This window comes from Ignavibacteriales bacterium (assembly GCA_016709765.1).
Taxonomy (GTDB): domain Bacteria; phylum Bacteroidota; class Ignavibacteria; order Ignavibacteriales; family Ignavibacteriaceae; genus IGN3.
Window position 1 is genome coordinate 1 of the sequence record JADJMD010000008.1, and the last position, 17,470, is coordinate 17,470.

Below are 17,470 nucleotides of genomic sequence, written 5' to 3' on the forward strand. Positions count from 1 at the left end.
CAAAAGGAGTCCCGGATCATATACGCTCGGATAACGGATCAGAGTTCAGTGCAAAGTCAGTAAGAGGTTGGTTAGAACGATTAGGAGTAAAAACATTATTTATTGAACCAGGAAGTCCTTGGGGGAACGGATACATAGAATCATTTAATGGAAAACTAAGGGATGAGCTATTGAACGGAGAAATATTTGATAATATTTTAGAGGCAAGAGTAATTACAGAACAATGGAGAGAACATTACAATAAAATCAGACCGCATAGTTCGTTAAATTTTCGACCTCCGGTACCGGAGGTAATGATCCCTCATCAATATGCCAGTGCTTGATGATGGATTTACTAACTTATGCATTGGTACCATTAATAGGGGCAGGTCAATAAAAAGTTTGCACATTTAAAACTTTAGCCACAGATATTTTTTACAACTTCAATAAAAGTATAGCGGCAATACCAACTGCAATAGCAATTTTGCCGTAAAGATTTATTTCTTCTTTCCAGATTAAATAAGCTGCAACTGCGGTTAAAACAATCACACCAATATTCTGAATCGGGAAAACAATTATGGCAGGTAATTCGCTAAGTGCTGCTAATAAAAAATGTATTGCCAAAACATTTGGGAATCCTAAAATCAAACCAATCTTATAGGTGTCTTTATCAAACTTAATTTTATTGATTTGTATTCTTACCAAAGTATATAAGAACGCAAAAAAGAATATCAAGAAAACAAAAGTTCCCTTTTCATCAATTGAAAAGTTTTGTCCAAATACTTTCATCGAAAAATCAACAAATCCGATTCCGACTAAAAGAGAAAACAAATAAATATATTTACCTTTTCTTCCTTCCTGCGTTCCGTGACTTTTTAATGACAAATAAAATAGATAAAGTGTAACTATCGCAAGTGCAAATCCAAAAATCATTTTGATGTTTGGACTTTCACCAAAAAATATAATTGAGAATAGCACAGGAATTAAAACCGATAATCTTGCACTGACTGTTGCTAATGCTGTTCCTGCCAGGCTGATAGCTTTTGAATAGATAACGAATGTCTCGGCGAATAAAACTCCTAATCCAACTGCAAATAAAGTAGCATAAAGTGAAAAATGAAATCCACCTTTAAAGAAAATAAAAATTAAAGCGAAAACCGAAGCAGTTAGATAATTTCCATTTATCAGTAAAAGAATATTAGTTTTTTTTACACTTCCATGTTTTAGGATTAAGGCTAAACTACTGGAACAAAATATTGTAAGAATTAAATAAAGCATTTAAATGTTATCCGAATAATTTTTTATTTGATACTGAAAAACAAACCCAGTCTATTAACAAAACTGGGTCCGTATTAATTATGAAGATATGTTATCAGTAATATTTTAATGACCACCCTTTGGTTGAATAATTTCATCCGCTGTTGATCTGGGTTCTTTAACAAAGAACCAAAAGAAAACTGAAAATGTAATGAACACACCGCAAAGGATATAAAGTAATTGAAAGTTTTGAGTTTCGGAAATAATATTTGCAACTCCCTGACTCATCATTTGAGGAAGTACAACAGCAAGATTGAATATTCCCATAAACAATCCCATTTTATTTTGATTAACTCTTTCAGTTACGATTGAGAAGACTATTGAAATAACAGCAGACCATCCTATGCCTGTCAAAAACATTCCAAGGTAAAAGTTGCCTTCGTATCTGCCGAAGAAAGCAATATAAAAATATCCAATAGCGCTAAAGGCTAATGCCACAGTATAAGTCCTAACTCTTCCAATATGTTTTGCGATGAGGGATAGTACCATTGGGAATACAGCACCGACAGCATTAAGAATTAAAAATCCGAGTGAAACAATATTGCCTGTCGTTGTATCTTTGGTTTGCATGACACCGGTTAAAAACTCGGCAAATTTATTAGCAAACACATTTGTAATATCAAGGTTTGGTATGATTTGTTTATCAATAAAAAAACCTGACATAACAAACATACTTTGGAAAGCAATCCATGTAAAAGTATGAGCAAGCATAATTTTTTGAAATTCATTTTTATCAGATTCGGCTTTTCTCCCTTGTACAATTATCCAAAAGCCAATAATGAAAGTGTAAACTAAACTTAATATCAACAATGGATTGTGCATAAAACGTAATTCATTTTGATAGAAATGAAATATCAAACTGAAAACACCAAAAACTAAAAATCCATACAAAGGGAAAATTGATTTGAAGATATCAAGAACCGTGTGCTTTTCTTGATTTGCTTCATCCTGACCAGCTAATTCTTTTGGTTCTTCAATCAGCAGGATCGGGAATACAGAACAAACTAAAACGAAAATTGCTGCAATAAATAACAAGGTTTCGTTTCCATAAACCATAGATAAAAAATATGCTAACACACCAAATGTTCCGGAAATAACCTGCATCCAAACGTAACCAGAAGTTCGCTGCTTCCCTTCCGGAGTTAAATCTGCTATGATTGATCGGGCAGGATTGAATGTTACATTAATTGACAAATCTAACATCAGTGCAATGACAGATGCGATCAAAATAATACTTGTAATTCCGGTTACCTTAGATATAACTCCGATTTGCGGCAAAGCTAAAAACATTAGTGCACCTACAATTCCACCAATCATAATGAATGGTCGGCGTCTTCCTTTTAGGAACCAAACGTTGTCACTTATCATTCCAACAATAACTTGTCCAAAGATTCCTGCAAGTGGACCTGCTAGCCAGACAAATGCAACCTCGTGAATGTTTAGACCATATTTTTTACTAAGTATCCAGCTTAGCGCAGCAATTTGGGTTGATAGTGCAAATCCAACTGCTGTTGCAGGTAGTGCCAGCATTGCGTAAAAAGTTTTGGTAAGTTTTTTTTGGATTTCTAACATAAAATTTGCCTTGGTTAGTTTTCTACTTTATCTGCAAAAATATTTCTGCTGATTTCTTTTTAATATTTAATTTCTTTTTGCTAGTAATATCAAACTCATCATTTGATTTTAGATTTTTGATACTTTTTGTTGACCCCAAAGTTTCTTTATAATTATTTAAATCAATTTCAGAATCATCATCACTTCCATTAACAACAACCATTGTCGATTCATCATTAGTTTCTTTAAAATAAACATATACATTGTTGAAAGGATAAAAATGAGTAAGCTTTCCTTGGGATAAGGATTTATGATTTTTTCTAAGCTCTAATAAATTTTGCGTAAAATTAAAAATGTCATTTTGATATTCAGTTCGATCACAACTATAAAAAGCATTTAGTGAATCATTTACAAACCCGCCAGGGAATGGTGAGCGAATTGTACCGTGGCTCTTATCTCCAACCATTCCTATTTCTGAGCCATAAAGAATTTTTGGAATGCCTCGCGTTGTTAAAAGAATTGTAAGAGCAATCTTATATTTTTCAACATCTTTATTTGCAACAAATAATCCACGGGTTATATCGTGATTATCAAAGAAAGTTAAAAGATTATTTGAATCGTAATAAATAAAATCCTGAGCAAGAATATTAAATATTCCTTCCAATCCTTTTTTGCCGCTTAAATAATCACGGAATGCATCTGATAACGCAAAATCTGTAACACACGGAAGATTTGAATTGAGATGTTCACCAAATTTATTTTTTTGCTGATAAGCAGCAAGATAAGGTGGTTCGCCAGTCCAGATTTCACCAACAATATTAAGCGATGGATATTCAGTTAAAATTGTTTTTGCCCAGTCTGACATCGCATATTGATTACAGTATGGATAAGTATCTTCGCGAATTCCATCCAAACCTAAGTATTCAATCCACCAAATTGTATTTTGAATAAGATATTTTTTTAAGAAAGGATTAGCTTGTTTTAAATCAGGCATATAATCTTCAAACCAGCCATTCCATGTCAGATCAACAGATTCACCCGGACTGTGCGGATCAGGAAAAGTCATTTTGTTATGATTTGCATGTAAATGATTTTTAACCGTTCCGTTGATCCAATCTTTAAATGGTAAATCTTTCATCCACCAATGATTTATTCCGATATGATTTGAAACATGATCCATAATTATTTTCAAACCTTTGGAATGTGCTTCTTCAACAAGATTTTTGTAAAGTTCATTGCTTCCAAAACGAGGATCAATTTTGTACAAATCCGTTGCGGCATAACCGTGATAACTCATCCACATATTATTTACTAACATTGGAGTTATCCAAACAGAAGTTACACCAAGGTCTTTTAAATAATCTAACTTTGAAATGATCCCTTCAATATCACCACCTTTTCTACCGTCTAAATCTTTTGAGGTGAATTTATCTAGACTATCTCCAATATTATTGTTTGCAGAATTTCCATCACAAAATCTGTCTGCCATAATCAAATACATTACATCAGATTGATTAAAACCTTTGAATTTATCTTTAGGATTTTCTCTAGAAAAAATTGGAAAATTGATTACAGTTTCCTGATTCCCTTTTGCAAATCCAATTTCAAAATTGTAATTGGTTTTAATTTGAGGTGAGATAAATAAATCGATAAAAAAATAATTTGGACTTTCAGCTGAGTGAACATTGATAACTTCAATTGGTCCGTGCTGTGGGTAAACTTCAACATCTCTTAAATTCTTCCCATAAATCATAATCTGAACTGTATCATACTTCATCCCAACCCACCAGTTAGGTGGTTCAATTCTTTCGATGGAAAAATCCTGAGCAGAAACCTTGCATAGAAAGATAAGGGTGATAAAAAATGTTGAAAACTTCATTAAACTCCAGATAGAATTATTGCTGCAAAAATAGAAAATAAAAACTAATTATCTGATTATTCTTCTTTACTAAATAGCAAACAAATAAAAACCATTCTCTAGAATTTTTAAAAAATTGTTGATTAATTTTTAATAATAAGTTAAATTTTAAGTGGTTATAGCAATTATTTATTCTGACACACTAAAAAGGCGGCATTCCTAAATACATCATTTACATTTTCAAGGGAGAACGAGATGAAAAACTTTTACGCTTTTCTTTCAACTTTACTTATATCCATATTCCTAATTTCCTGTGACACTACAGACTCAAATGACGATCCAAATTCACTTGGTGGTGATCCTAATGTTTCATTTAGTCAGGTTGGAAATACTGTAAATATGGGCAATTTAAATATTGGAAATAATTCCTATGATATAGGCGGAGTTGTTTCCGTAACCAAAAATGATAATGGTATTGCCACATTACATGTGCAAGCTGATTTAAGTAATGTTCCTGGACTAAGTGCATTCAATAATTTTATTCCTGCAAGTATGAAAGATACAAATGGTAAAATCAATTGTAATTTACAATTTAAAGTTACCACAGAAGGTATGCAGGATAATATGAATGTTGATGGGAAACTTCAAACATTAGTAAAATATGATGGTAAAGTAGGAGATCAATATCAACTTAAAACATCTAACGGAAAAACAATTACAAGACAAGTAACGGAAAGAACTGATCAGGATGACTTTCCATATGGGTTTTACAATATAAAAACAATAAAAGTTGAACAAGATTCAAGAATTCCAGGGATATCAAAATTTGTTTTCAGAGTAAATCATAAGTTTGGTTTAGTTTATGTTCAACTCTACATGGAAGATGGAACATCAGCTTATATATATCTTTATTCAGTAAACTAATGATATGATATTGTTCTGTGAACAAATTTAAACTACCACTATTGCCCTATACATTTAAACCGGCAGGATATTTGTTTATTCTGCCGGGGTTATTCTTACTAACCATTCGATTTTACTACGATATAAAACTAGATTTATTTAATATTAAAACTTTTGCAATTTATTCAACTTACCTCGAAACAAAATATTTTTCTATTATTGATAACCATTTTACTGAGGAAATTGGTGGGTTTTTATTAATACTTGGATTATCATTTATAATATTATCAAAAGAAAAATATGAAAAGCACACTATTAACGAATTAAGATTAAAAGCATTCATATTAAGTTTTTATATAAATTTTGTTTTTCAAATAGTCATTGTTTTATTTGTATTTGGAATAGCATTTATTAAACTGATTTTAGTTGGCTTACTTCTCCCATTTCTTACTTATTACTTTATTTTCAAATATTTTCTTTTTAAAAACAGAAATTATTTTGTGTCAAATAAGAATGAAGATTAGTAAAACACTTAAAGCAATCTCCATAGTTATTTTAATTTTAATTGCGGTTTCCGCTATCTCATTTTATACCTACTTTTATTTAATCTTAAACTTTGATGAACAAATAACCGAACACTATACAAAAGATGTTGTTGTAATTAATGATTTATTCGTTAGCATGTATCTGGTTAAAACTGATTCAGGTTATATCGCAATAGATACCGGATTTTTTAATTCCTACATAGGAAAAGGATTAGAGTATAATAATATTTCAAAAGTTGATGTAAAATATATTTTACTTACACATTCAGATGCAGATCACGTAAATGGGATAAATCTCTTTAAAAATGCCAGAATCTTTTTCCCATTCGAAGAGAAAAAAATGCTTGATCACAAAAAGCAGAGATTTACTTTTTTACCTTTTTATTCTAATGGACTAGATGTAAAAAAATATTCATTAGTAATGGATGGAGAAGAATTAAATTTATTTGGTAAAAAGATAAATTGTATTTCTCTTCCTGGTCATACTGATGGTGCGATGGGATACATTATTGATAACAAATACTTATTCTCCGGTGATGCATTCCGTATTAAAAATGGGAAATTAAAAGCACCCTTTAAAAAACAATTTGTAATGGATTTGAATAAAATGGAAGAATCCCTAAAAAAGGTTGCTTTGTTGGATAGTATTAAATACATCTTCTCAGCACATTCAGGTTTTACTGCTGATTTTAATTTTGCAATATCTGACTTAAAATAAACTCCAAACAAGACTTTCCAATTTCTTGCATTTTATCTCATTTAAGTTGATTTTTGTTTTCCAATTTGAACAAAATGAAACAGCAAACAGACGAAAAAAATATTGCGGTTAATCGTAAAGCAAGACACGAATTTACCATTATACAAACATTTGAAACAGGAATTGTTTTAGTTGGAACTGAAGTAAAAGCATTACGAGAAGGTAAAGCTAATCTTGTTGATAGTTATGCTCTAATTCAAAATAATGAGATTTGGTTGTTAAGTCTCCATATAAGTGAGTACAAACAAGGTAATATTAACAATCATGTGCCAACGAGAGATAGAAAATTATTGATGAACCGATCAGAAATAAAAAAACTAATCGGTAAAACAAAAGAAAAAGGTTTAACATTAGTTCCTTTAAGATTGTATTTTAAGAACGGTAGAGTAAAAGTTGAGATAGCACTCGCAAAGGGAAAGAAAGTTTACGATAAACGTGCTGACATTGCTAAACGAGATTTTCAAAGAGATCAGGAACGAAAAATAAAATATTGAAAAATTCAAAGATTTAAAATTGAAAGACTAATTTACTAAATGAGTAAAATAAATTTTCCATCCTTAAATGAACAAATAGATATTATTAAACGCGGTGTCGTTGAGATAATTCCTGAAGATGAATTAGTTAAGAAGATTGAAAAATCAATTAAGACATCTAAACCTTTAAACATTAAACTTGGCTGCGATCCCAGCAGACCTGATTTACATATCGGACATTCTGTTGTAATTCGCAAGCTTGCGCAGTTTCAGGAACTCGGTCATCAAGCAATACTAATTATTGGTGATTTTACAGGGATGATTGGGGATCCATCCGGAAGAAATGCAACACGCCCTGCCCTAACACTTGAAGCAACACGAATTAATGGAAACAGTTATTTTGAACAAGCTTCAAAGATTCTGCATAAAGAAAAAACTAAAATCGTTTATAATTCTGAATGGCTAGGTAAAATGAATTTTGAAGATGTAATCAAACTTGCATCAAAATATACCGTAGCTCGTATGATTGAAAGAGATGATTTTACAAAAAGATTTAAAGCTGGTGAACCGATAAGTGTGCATGAATTTCTTTATCCTCTTGCTCAAGCAATGGATTCAGTTGCGATTGAAAGTGATGTTGAGCTTGGTGGAACTGATCAGAAATTTAATTTACTTGTTGGAAGAGATATTCAACGTGAGTATGGAATTGAACCACAAGTTATTTTAACTATGCCTTTATTAGTTGGAACAGATGGCGTTGAAAAGATGAGCAAATCTTATGATAATTATATCGGAATTTCAGATGAACCATCACAGATATTTGGAAGAACACTTTCGATACCCGATAATCTGATTTATCAATACTTTGAACTCGCGACGAATGTATCCAACCAAAAGCTTGCAGAAATAAAATCACAATTAGCGAATGGAGCTGCAAATCCCAGAGATATAAAACGTGAACTTGCACGTATATTGGTTACAATGTATCATAATCAAGAAGCTGCAGAAATTGCTCAGCAGGAATTTGACAACATATTTATCAACAAAGGTTTGCCGGATGAGATTGAAGAATATAATATTGGTGAAACCAAAGAAATGAATATATTAGATTTAATAATTTTAGTAAATTTCGCTCCATCAAAAGGTGAAGCACGACGCTTGGTTTTACAAGGTGGAGTGTCAATTGATGGAAATAAAATAAGTGATGTTCAAAGTAGTATTTCTGTAACAACAGGAATGATTCTTAAAGTTGGCAAACGTAAATTCATTAAACTCATTTAACTTAGATTAGAAAGGGTCAGACATTGTATCTACCAACAAAATTATTTTTTACAAAAGGTGTTGGAAGGCACAAAGAGTATTTAAGCTCTTTTGAACTTGCATTAAGAAATGCTCGAATCGAAATCTGCAACCTTGTTACAGTAAGCAGTATCTTTCCAATAGGATGTAAACGTGTTTCAATTGATGAAGGAGTAAAGTTAATTACGCCCGGTCAAATCACACATTGTGTTATGGCTCGAAATTCTACCAATGAGCCTAATAGATTAATTGCTGCGTCTATCGGTGTTGCAATACCGGCTGATACAAGTGCCTATGGTTATTTATCCGAGCATCATCCCTATGGTCAACCTGAAAAAATTTGTGGTGAATATGCCGAAGATTTAGCTGCTACTATGCTCGCATCTACACTAGGTGTTGAATTTGATCCTGAAAAAGATTGGAGCGAAAGAGAAGATATCTATAAAATGTCCGGTAAAATTGTTCGATCTTTTAACGTTACTCAGTCAGCAGAAGGTGATAAAAATGGATTATGGACTACCGTAATTGCTTGCGGTGTTTTTCTTCCATAATTAGAAAGATTATTTGTTAACTGAACATACTTTTCTGTTTATATTTTCCGCAGTTATTGCGGTAATGTTATTTATTGATTTATATGTTACTGATCACCGACACGGAAAAATCACTTTAAAAGCAAGCCTTATTTGGAGCGGTGTGTGGATAGCCACTGCTCTTCTGTTTAATCTCTTCCTCTATTTCTATCTAGAAAATGGTCATCAAAAAGCACTTGAGTTTTTAACCGGTTACATAGTCGAAAAATCATTATCGGTTGATAATCTATTTGTCTTTTTAATGATTTTTAGTGTGATGGATATTAAGCCAGAAAATCAACCTCACATTCTAAAATGGGGTATTTTAAGCGCTATTGTTTTTCGAATCATTTTTATTTTTGCTGGTGTTGCATTAATAAATTTATTTCATCCTATCATTTATGTGTTTGCCATAATTTTGTTGCTGGCTGCTTATAAAATGGCGTTTGGCGGCGAACAAAAAATCGATGTGGACAAAAATTGGTTAATAAAAATTTCCAGAAATTATTTTAAGCTAAATACTGATTACGTTGGTAAAAAGTTTTTTATTAATATTGATAATAAAACTTTTATCACTACTACATTTCTTACCTTCCTTTTAATTGAATCATCAGATATCGTTTTTGCCGTTGATTCTATTCCTGCAATCATCGCAATCACAAATGATACTTTCATAATTATATCATCAAATATTTTTGCGATACTTGGTTTACGTGCGTTGTATTTTGCTTTAGCAGGATTAGTTGATTTGTTTGTTTATCTAAAATATGGTGTTGCCATAATATTATTTTATGTGGGAATCAAAATGCTTATTTCAGAATTTTATAAAATTCCAACTGAATTTTCATTAATAATTATTCTAATATTTTTAGGTGGTTCAATATTCTTTTCACTTATTAAACGTAAACGATTTTCTAAGTAATCCAATCGAATGAATCAACAAGGCAACAAATAATCCTATAATCATTGGTTCAAGTTCACTGATGCTGCCGGTCGTTGAATTTCTAAAACCCAACCAAACAGAACTAATACCGATTGCAATGACTATTTCTACAATAATTAATTTTGATGCGATTCTAAATTTTGGATAATATGCGCTGATTACTGGTAATATTATTCCTGGTATAAACAATGAACCAATTGTGTACCAAATTTCCACCACAGATGGAATTGTATATGCGATAATTATTGAGATAATACCGGAAACTAGGATCCCAATTATGGTATAAGTTTTAACCTTTTCTTCTTTAGAATTTTTATTGATTTTAAAAATAAAATCTCTTCCAATCGTTGTAGCACTTAAGAACAAGAAACTATTTAGAGTTGAAATAATCGTTGCGAACATTGCTGCATAAAATATTCCTTTTAATCCAGGTGAGAGTACTTTTTCTGCCAACAACGGAAAGGCATTAACTGGCTGATCAAGATTTGGAATTAATGCACGAGCAAATAATCCTGTTGATGTTGTAAGAAAATCAAATAAAGCGAAAAATAGTATAGAAATTAAAATTCCATTGCGCGCAACATTTCCCGTCTTAGCTGCATAAGATCTTTGATGGAATCCCGGATCAGCAAACGTCCAAAGTGCAATTAAAAACCAAACTATTAAAAAAATTGGTGAAGCATCGCCAGTTATTTTAAGATGCGCCGGAGGAAGATTTTGTTGTAAATACGCAATTCCTCCAAATGAAAACAAGCATACAACAAAGATCATAATAAAGCCGATAAACATTACAAAAAACTGAAATGCATCTGCATAAATGTTCGACCGAAATCCACCTTTAATTAAATACGAACCAGAAAGACTCATTGCTATTAGAAGTGAGATAAATATATTTGTGTCAAATACTAACGAGATTAAGTTGGCAGCCATTAAAAGATAAGGAGCGGGAGAAACGAGTATGAAAACTACAATAGCGGAAATCAAACCAACTTTTTCTCCGTAAACTTCTGTTAACTTTTCAGGAATTGTAAATAATGATGCTTCACGAATTTTTTTTGCGAAGAATATCGCAAACAAAAAAGCAAAAAAGTAATAGGGAAAACCTTGAGTGAACCAACTAACTAATCCATAACGATAAGTAAACTCCCCAACTCCTATAATTCCACCATACCAGGTTGAAACGCTAATTAAAACAAAAAGGAATAACCCAACTTTTCTACCCGAGAGTAAATAATCTTCAGCGTTTGATTTAGTTTTTTTTGATGAGATAAATCCAATTGTGAGCAGTAAAGTAAAAAATATAAATATGATTAATATATCAATAGGACTAAAAGAGATCATGCTTTTTCATAAAGTTAAAATCACGAATTATAAAAACAATTCCGCCTGTAACTTTTAATTTAACGAGATTTTGTATAGAAACATTTGAAGTGCTTTCTTTTATTCCAAACGGAAGTGCTGTGAGATTCAATTTATATTTCAATCCAGTTGAGGTAATTTTAGTTTCTTTGTTAAAAGCATAAAGTGAAATAGTCTCTCCAATTTTGCTTTTAAGATTTATTGATTTAATAGCCGGAATTAAAAAGGATTTTTCTGATACTAAATTTATTTTTATTTGATGGAAATACTTAATTACAATTCCAAGATTACAAATTGTATGGTCTAGCCTATCCCCCGTTACACCTAATAAAACTACTTCATCAAATTTCTTTGTAATTGCAAACTTTAAACCTTTTTCAACATCAGTATCATTTTGTCTTTTGTATTTAATAATTTTTGATTGTTTATTAAAATATTTCAACGTGCTATTTGAGACGGAATCTAAATCACCAATAATAAAATCTGGTGTTATTCCAATTTTCTTTGCAGAATTTGCACCACCATCTGCACAGATTATTGTAGAATAACCTTTATTGATAAAATAATTTACAATCGATTTATTTGGAGATTTTCCATTTGCTATGATGATACATTTTTTCATTTTAGTTTATCTCAAAATCCGATTTGAATCCCTGCGATAAAATTTCTCTCAGCTGCAGGGAAAAATTCTTTACCAATCGCATAAGCAGAATATAAGTTATCAAAAATATTGTTTACTTGAATATAGATTTTTGAATTTGTTAAGCTACTAAAAAGATTCATTTCAAAACTCGTGTATAAATCCATTGTAAAATATGCTTCGTTCACGTTATCGCTATAATCAATAAATCCTGGTAATTGATTTAAATACTTGCTTAACTCATTATCAAAATTGTCAGAATAAAACTTTCCAACATATTTTGAATTTAATTTTACAAATATATTATTACGGTTAAACTTGAAACCAAAATTAAAAAGAAACTCCGGAAAACCACTTATTGTATTATCTGAAATATCAATTGATTCAGAATTACTAATAAAATATTTACCGTTTGTTATTTTATTGCTGCTGTAGCTTGCATTTCCGAATATCTCAAGGCCGCTTAATAGTTTCACAACAGAACTAATTTCAAACCCAATGTGAGTTGTTTGATCAACATTGCCGGTTATTGGCTGCCCAAATCGATCAACTTTGCCATTTTTAACTATTTCATTTTCAAAAAGCATATAATATAAATTAAGATTTAAGGATAAGAAATCGTTATTAAATGATGTCCCAATCTCCAGATCATTCATAGTTTCTGGTTTTACTAATGGAGAATCATAATTATAAGTTCCATTTGAATTAAATTCAAACTGTGGTTTTTCCCCGGCACTTGCTTCTGCAGCGTCATAGTAATTTTTTAAGCGAGGTTCACGTGTTACTCTTGCAAATGATAAAAATACATTTTGTTGATCATTAAATTTATAATTAACTCCAATGCGTGGATTTATAAATAAATCATCTACAGAAAAATCATTTCCTAAATACTTTTCATTGTACAATCTGTATTTGTGATAAGCTAACTGAAGTTCACCGAGTAAATTTATTTCGCGGGTGAGATTAAAAGATTCGTGCACAAATCCACTAAAAATATCTTTCGCCCCATTGTAAAAATAATATTGATAATCTTTTGTGACGCCCGATGGTAGATTTTCTGCAAAATTAATATTCCCAAAATGCTCTGACCGATGAATTCTAAATTCGCCACCAACAACAAGATTACCATTCGTGTGTTCAAAACTTAGTTTAGGAATCCAGCCAAACTGTTTGTTGTTAACTTCTGCACGAATTAAAGCATTTGTTGGAATCATTAAAGTGTCGTAACCATTTAATTTTAATCTGAAATAATCATTATAAAATACTGACCAAGAGCCGTCATAATCAAAAAAGCCAGAACCAAGTACTAGAAAGAAAGCTGAATTTAATTTTATTCTATTATTTAGCTGATATTCATTCAATAATTCAAAATGAGGTTGTGAGAAGTTTTCTATCTCAGTGGGTTTTCTATCTAAAGTATAAGTGTAACTATTTTCACCGGATTCCCAATAAGAATAGTTTTCTTTACGCAGCTTTTTGTCTTTAACAGCAAACTTAGCAATTCCGGTGTAAGCAAGTCCATCAGAAATCGGTCCACCATAAAGATTAAATTGAGTTGTAAGTCTATCATCATATCTAACAGCAGAGAGATGATAAGAATTTAATTTTGACCAAGAAAATTTTCTATAACCCGAGCTCTGGATTTGAGAAAGCCTGGCGTAAATGGAATACTTATTGTTTATCAATCCGCTGGAAAAAGAAGCATTAAATTTTTTAGTATTATAACTTCCATATGAAGCTGCCAGGTTTATTTGTGATTTCTCGGAAAACGGTGATGTAATAATATTTATAGAGCCGCCGACTGCGGGATATCCAACAACTCCTGAACCAGTACCGCGCTGTACTTGAATCAATTCCGTGCTTGCTAGTAAATCAGGAAAATCCAACCAATAAACATTGTGATCTTCCGGATCATTCTGTGGAATACCATTTATTGAAACGGAAATTCTTCGCTGATCAAAACCACGAATACTTAAATAGTTATAGCCAATTCCATTTCCATTTTCAGAATAAAATGTTGTGGATGGAAGTTGAGATAAGTAATTTGGAATATCTTGAACAATGTAATCTTTCTGTATTTCTTCTTTTCTAATTTTTTCAAAAGCAATTGGGGTCACTCCCTGTTTTCCAACACTTGCTTCAATAAGTATCGTTTGAGAAGGAAGAATAATTTTTTGAAGTTCCACAATCAGGGGTTGATTTTCAATATCAGAAATGATTTTCTCAAATTTTTTATATCCAACATAACTAATAACTAAAGTATCATAATTTGTAAAGTCACCCGTGACAGCAAATTTTCCTTTATCATCCGTGGCAGTACCAACGTTTGTACCTCTTATAACAACATTTGCATATTGTAATAAAGATTTTGACTCGGAATCATTTACAATTCCGGTTATACTTTTTAATTGAGGAAAGATTTGAAATGATAAAAACAAAAATAAGATGAATAATTTTTTCATAGCGATACTCCAAAAAAATAGCCGTTGGAGAAACGGCTATTGAAAAATCATTCTTAGCCCGTTTTCCTACGCTGGAATTACCCAGATCAGGTTTTAGGGTATTATCTCAGATATCCCACAGACAGCGGGATAACACCCCTAACGGCTCGTTAGTATAAATATATTAGTGTTAGTTAAGTCTTATTTCTTGTCCGGCTTTGATATTATTGGATGTTAAATTATTTAATGATTTTAATTTAGCAACGGTTGTTTTATTCTTTTGTGCGATGGAATAAAGTGATTCCCCGCTTTTTACAGTATAACTTTGCTGATTTGATTTCGATTTTTTAGTTATTTTTGTGGTAACATTAGAAATATCATTAACATTAGCATCAGAATAAATTTTTAAAGTTTTACCAGATAAAATTTTATTACCAGAAATGTTATTCCAGTTTTGGATGTCCGAAATTTTAACACCATACTTATCAGCAATGCTTCCAATAGAATCACCTGGTTTAATCTTGTAATAATTTACATTAGATGAATTCTTTGTTGTATTATCACCGTAGGATGAACTACTTGTGCTGTTATAAATTTTAAGTGTTTTACCGGCAACAATTTTATTTCCAGAGATGTTATTCCATTTTCTTACTTGTTGAGTTGTAACTCCAAATTTTTCAGCTATTTCACTTAAATTATCACCTTTTTTAACTTTGTACTTGTAAATATTATTTTTTGAAACTGTGTTTTTAGTTTCCGTAACAGCAACGTAATTTGAAGTTCCATCTGGATAGATGCGCAAGCTTCTGCCAGACACTATTTTGTTGCCTGAAATGTTATTCCAATCCCTAAGTTGATTTACACTTACACCATACTTTGAAGCAATCAACCCAAGATTTTCACCTCTTCTGATTTTATGATAAACCATTCCAGTATTTTTACTGGTCTTAGTAGTTTTTGTGTTTACAATTTTACTATTGGTTTCAATTTCTGTACTCTTGTTCAATGAAGCATAATAATCTTGCATTTCTTCAGGGACATAAATACTAAGCGTTTGTCCAACTTTAATTGTCGTTGTGTATGGAATATTATTCCAGTTTCTTATATCGCTAACTCTAGTATTAAAAAGATCCGCAATTCCTAGAAGGCTATCATTATTTTTTACTTTGTAAGATACAGTAACACTTCCTTCTGGAACAATAGAAGTATTAGTTTCCTCCTCTGTATTCTCATTTAGAACTACTTCTTCTCCAACTGTTTCTTCAAACAATTCACCATTTGATTCATCAAAACTAGTTGATACAACATTATTTTCATTGCTTAGTTTTGCATAAGGGGAAACGTATTCATCGTTGCCGTTTTGACTATTTTGATCCTCCGCAATTTGCGTATCATTATTATCAGAAAAGTCATCAACAATAAGATTTGTGAGCACAGGAATCTTTAATTGAAGTCCAGAGTATAATTTTGATTTTGTAGAAATATTATTGGCATCAGCCAGATCATTCTTAGATATCCCATAACGTTTAGCGATTTTGGTAACGGTTTCACCCTTTTTAACAGTGTGCACTAAAAAAGTTCTTTTTGCAGATTCCGGAATATTTTTAACATTCGAAGCAAATATCTCTAAAGAACCTTTAGGAATTTTTAACGGATAGCCGCCAGAATAATTTGAAGGAGTTGAGAGCTGAGTTAATTCAGGATTCATCTCTTGCAAAGTATTTAAATCAGTATTTGCACATGTGGACAGAAATTGTAAATCGATTGATCCATCAACTGTGTAAGTATCATACTCATAAGGTTTGTGAAAATTAATATTTGTAAAGCCATACTTTTCAGGTTCCATGGCAATTATACTTACTGCTATGTATATAGGAACATAATTTCTAGTTTCTTTTGGAAGATGTGGTCGAACTGACCAGAATGAATTATCTTTTGCTTTTCGTAGAGCTCGAGTAACTCTGCCTTCGCCGCAATTGTAAGCCGCTAAAGCTAAATACCAATCACCTAAACTTGCGTAAAGATCTTTTAAATGTCTTGCTGCAGCATAAGTAGATTTAACAGGATCCCTTCGTTCATCATAATAAAAACTAGTCTCTAAACCATAAAGCTTACCGGTTCCCTTGATAAATTGCCACAAACCAACTGCACTAGCCCAGGATCTTGCAGTCGGATTTAACCCACTTTCCATCATACTTAAATAAACCAGCTGCTGAGGTACACCAACTTCTTGAAAAACTTTTGTCATCATTGGAAAATACTTGCCAGAGCGTTCTAACCATCTTCTCATTGCTCCACTGCCCTTACCGGTAAAGTAAGTCATCCATTGTTCAACATGCGAGTTAATTTCAAGTGGAATATCTGCAGGAATAATAACCCTACTTGTTTCATCCTCAATAGTTGTTGTAAACTCTAACTCAGGTACTGAATCTTTCATCCATTCTTCATAAGCTGCGAATGACATTCCCTCTGGTAATTCATCTAAACCATCTACAAAACTTTTGTAATCATCAATTATTGATGTTTCAAGCTCAACGTAAGCTGCATTTTCATCAATGCCGGGATAATAACTAAGATTGTTAACTATTCTTAAAGCTGATTCAAAATTTTCTATAGTTTCTTTTGTACTATTTAATTCTTGTTTTCGTAACGCCAAAACGTAACACTGTCTTGCTTCTTCAAGCATTTCAGATACAATCCCAATTCTATTTGTGTTTTCTGTTACTTCGGTTTGATTTTGATTTGTTATTTCTGGCGAACTTGCGCAGGATGAAATAAGTATGGATACAAAAACAAATATTGGGATCAGAATAAATTTCTTCATTAGTACTCCAGA

The 17,470-nt window shown here is 31.6% G+C and carries 15 protein-coding genes and 1 riboswitch; of the genes, 8 read left to right on the top strand and 7 right to left on the bottom strand.

The features are described 5' to 3' along the window. The coding region (locus IPJ23_01435) for a transposase (GenBank protein MBK7629384.1) at positions 1-323 on the top strand (323 nt) is incomplete at its 5' end. A gap of 91 nt (positions 324-414) precedes the next feature. Here the strand turns inward: IPJ23_01435 and IPJ23_01440 are convergent. The 3 genes from IPJ23_01440 to IPJ23_01450 form a co-directional block, all read right to left on the bottom strand. Continuing rightward, positions 415-1,257 (bottom strand): EamA family transporter, encoded by an 843-nt coding sequence (locus IPJ23_01440; protein MBK7629385.1) that lies wholly within the window; start codon positions 1,255-1,257, stop codon positions 415-417. Positions 1,258-1,362: 105 nt separating this feature from the next. Next, positions 1,363-2,868: an MFS transporter gene (locus tag IPJ23_01445; protein MBK7629386.1), complete on the bottom strand. Its 1,506-nt coding sequence runs from the start codon at positions 2,866-2,868 to the stop codon at positions 1,363-1,365. Between the two features lie 22 nt (positions 2,869-2,890). Then, entirely contained in the window at positions 2,891-4,726 is a 1,836-nt protein-coding gene (locus tag IPJ23_01450; GenBank protein MBK7629387.1) for a cyclomaltodextrinase N-terminal domain-containing protein, read from the bottom strand. A gap of 234 nt (positions 4,727-4,960) precedes the next feature. Between IPJ23_01450 and IPJ23_01455 the strand changes: the two genes are divergently transcribed. The 7 genes from IPJ23_01455 to IPJ23_01485 all read left to right on the top strand — a co-directional run bounded on the left by IPJ23_01455 (position 4,961) and on the right by IPJ23_01485 (position 10,173). Beyond that, on the top strand, positions 4,961-5,629 hold the full coding sequence (locus IPJ23_01455) for a hypothetical protein (GenBank protein MBK7629388.1): 669 nt from the start codon (positions 4,961-4,963) through the stop codon (positions 5,627-5,629). Between the two features lie 41 nt (positions 5,630-5,670). Further along, on the top strand, positions 5,671-6,132 hold the full coding sequence (locus IPJ23_01460; protein MBK7629389.1) for a hypothetical protein: 462 nt from the start codon (positions 5,671-5,673) through the stop codon (positions 6,130-6,132). Then, positions 6,122-6,871 (top strand): MBL fold metallo-hydrolase, encoded by a 750-nt coding sequence (locus IPJ23_01465; GenBank protein ID MBK7629390.1) that lies wholly within the window; start codon positions 6,122-6,124, stop codon positions 6,869-6,871. Before IPJ23_01460 ends, IPJ23_01465 begins: the two co-directional genes overlap by 11 nt. 74 nt (positions 6,872-6,945) lie before the next feature. Beyond that, a complete protein-coding gene (smpB, locus tag IPJ23_01470) occupies positions 6,946-7,404 on the top strand; it encodes an SsrA-binding protein SmpB (protein ID MBK7629391.1) in 459 nt (152 codons plus the stop codon). Positions 7,405-7,443: 39 nt separating this feature from the next. Beyond that, on the top strand, positions 7,444-8,664 hold the full coding sequence (locus IPJ23_01475) for a tyrosine--tRNA ligase (protein MBK7629392.1): 1,221 nt from the start codon (positions 7,444-7,446) through the stop codon (positions 8,662-8,664). Between the two features lie 23 nt (positions 8,665-8,687). Beyond that, entirely contained in the window at positions 8,688-9,233 is a 546-nt protein-coding gene (locus IPJ23_01480; protein MBK7629393.1) for an arginine decarboxylase, pyruvoyl-dependent, read from the top strand. Between the two features lie 64 nt (positions 9,234-9,297). Then, positions 9,298-10,173: a TerC/Alx family metal homeostasis membrane protein gene (locus IPJ23_01485; protein ID MBK7629394.1), complete on the top strand. Its 876-nt coding sequence runs from the start codon at positions 9,298-9,300 to the stop codon at positions 10,171-10,173. On the opposite strand, the gene IPJ23_01490 is transcribed toward IPJ23_01485, so the two are convergent. From IPJ23_01490 to IPJ23_01505, 4 genes are all read right to left on the bottom strand, one after another. Then, a complete protein-coding gene (locus tag IPJ23_01490) occupies positions 10,141-11,535 on the bottom strand; it encodes a sodium:solute symporter family protein (GenBank protein ID MBK7629395.1) in 1,395 nt (464 codons plus the stop codon). The genes IPJ23_01485 and IPJ23_01490 overlap by 33 nt on opposite strands. Then, positions 11,522-12,175, bottom strand: a complete 654-nt coding sequence (locus tag IPJ23_01495; protein MBK7629396.1) for a thiamine diphosphokinase — start codon at positions 12,173-12,175, stop codon at positions 11,522-11,524. The genes IPJ23_01490 and IPJ23_01495 overlap by 14 nt, the downstream gene beginning before the upstream one ends. A gap of 11 nt (positions 12,176-12,186) precedes the next feature. Next, on the bottom strand, positions 12,187-14,655 hold the full coding sequence (locus IPJ23_01500) for a TonB-dependent receptor (protein MBK7629397.1): 2,469 nt from the start codon (positions 14,653-14,655) through the stop codon (positions 12,187-12,189). A 46-nt stretch (positions 14,656-14,701) separates the two neighbouring features. Further along, positions 14,702-14,805, bottom strand: a riboswitch (TPP riboswitch). A 19-nt stretch (positions 14,806-14,824) separates the two neighbouring features. Continuing rightward, complete coding sequence (locus IPJ23_01505) at positions 14,825-17,458, bottom strand: LysM peptidoglycan-binding domain-containing protein (protein MBK7629398.1); 2,634 nt, start codon at positions 17,456-17,458, stop codon at positions 14,825-14,827. Between the last annotated feature and the right edge of the window lie 12 nt (positions 17,459-17,470).

Coding starts and splice junctions, on each gene's coding strand:
- IPJ23_01455 (MBK7629388.1), top strand. CDS start 4,961: ATGAAAAACTTTTACGCTTTTCTTTCAACTTTACTTATATCCATATTC.
- IPJ23_01475 (MBK7629392.1), top strand. CDS start 7,444: ATGAGTAAAATAAATTTTCCATCCTTAAATGAACAAATAGATATTATT.
- smpB (MBK7629391.1), top strand. CDS start 6,946: ATGAAACAGCAAACAGACGAAAAAAATATTGCGGTTAATCGTAAAGCA.
- IPJ23_01495 (MBK7629396.1), bottom strand. CDS start 12,175: ATGAAAAAATGTATCATCATAGCAAATGGAAAATCTCCAAATAAATCG.
- IPJ23_01450 (MBK7629387.1), bottom strand. CDS start 4,726: ATGAAGTTTTCAACATTTTTTATCACCCTTATCTTTCTATGCAAGGTT.
- IPJ23_01445 (MBK7629386.1), bottom strand. CDS start 2,868: ATGTTAGAAATCCAAAAAAAACTTACCAAAACTTTTTACGCAATGCTG.
- IPJ23_01500 (MBK7629397.1), bottom strand. CDS start 14,655: ATGAAAAAATTATTCATCTTATTTTTGTTTTTATCATTTCAAATCTTT.
- IPJ23_01465 (MBK7629390.1), top strand. CDS start 6,122: ATGAAGATTAGTAAAACACTTAAAGCAATCTCCATAGTTATTTTAATT.
- IPJ23_01490 (MBK7629395.1), bottom strand. CDS start 11,535: ATGATCTCTTTTAGTCCTATTGATATATTAATCATATTTATATTTTTT.
- IPJ23_01505 (MBK7629398.1), bottom strand. CDS start 17,458: ATGAAGAAATTTATTCTGATCCCAATATTTGTTTTTGTATCCATACTT.
- IPJ23_01485 (MBK7629394.1), top strand. CDS start 9,298: ATGTTATTTATTGATTTATATGTTACTGATCACCGACACGGAAAAATC.
- IPJ23_01440 (MBK7629385.1), bottom strand. CDS start 1,257: ATGCTTTATTTAATTCTTACAATATTTTGTTCCAGTAGTTTAGCCTTA.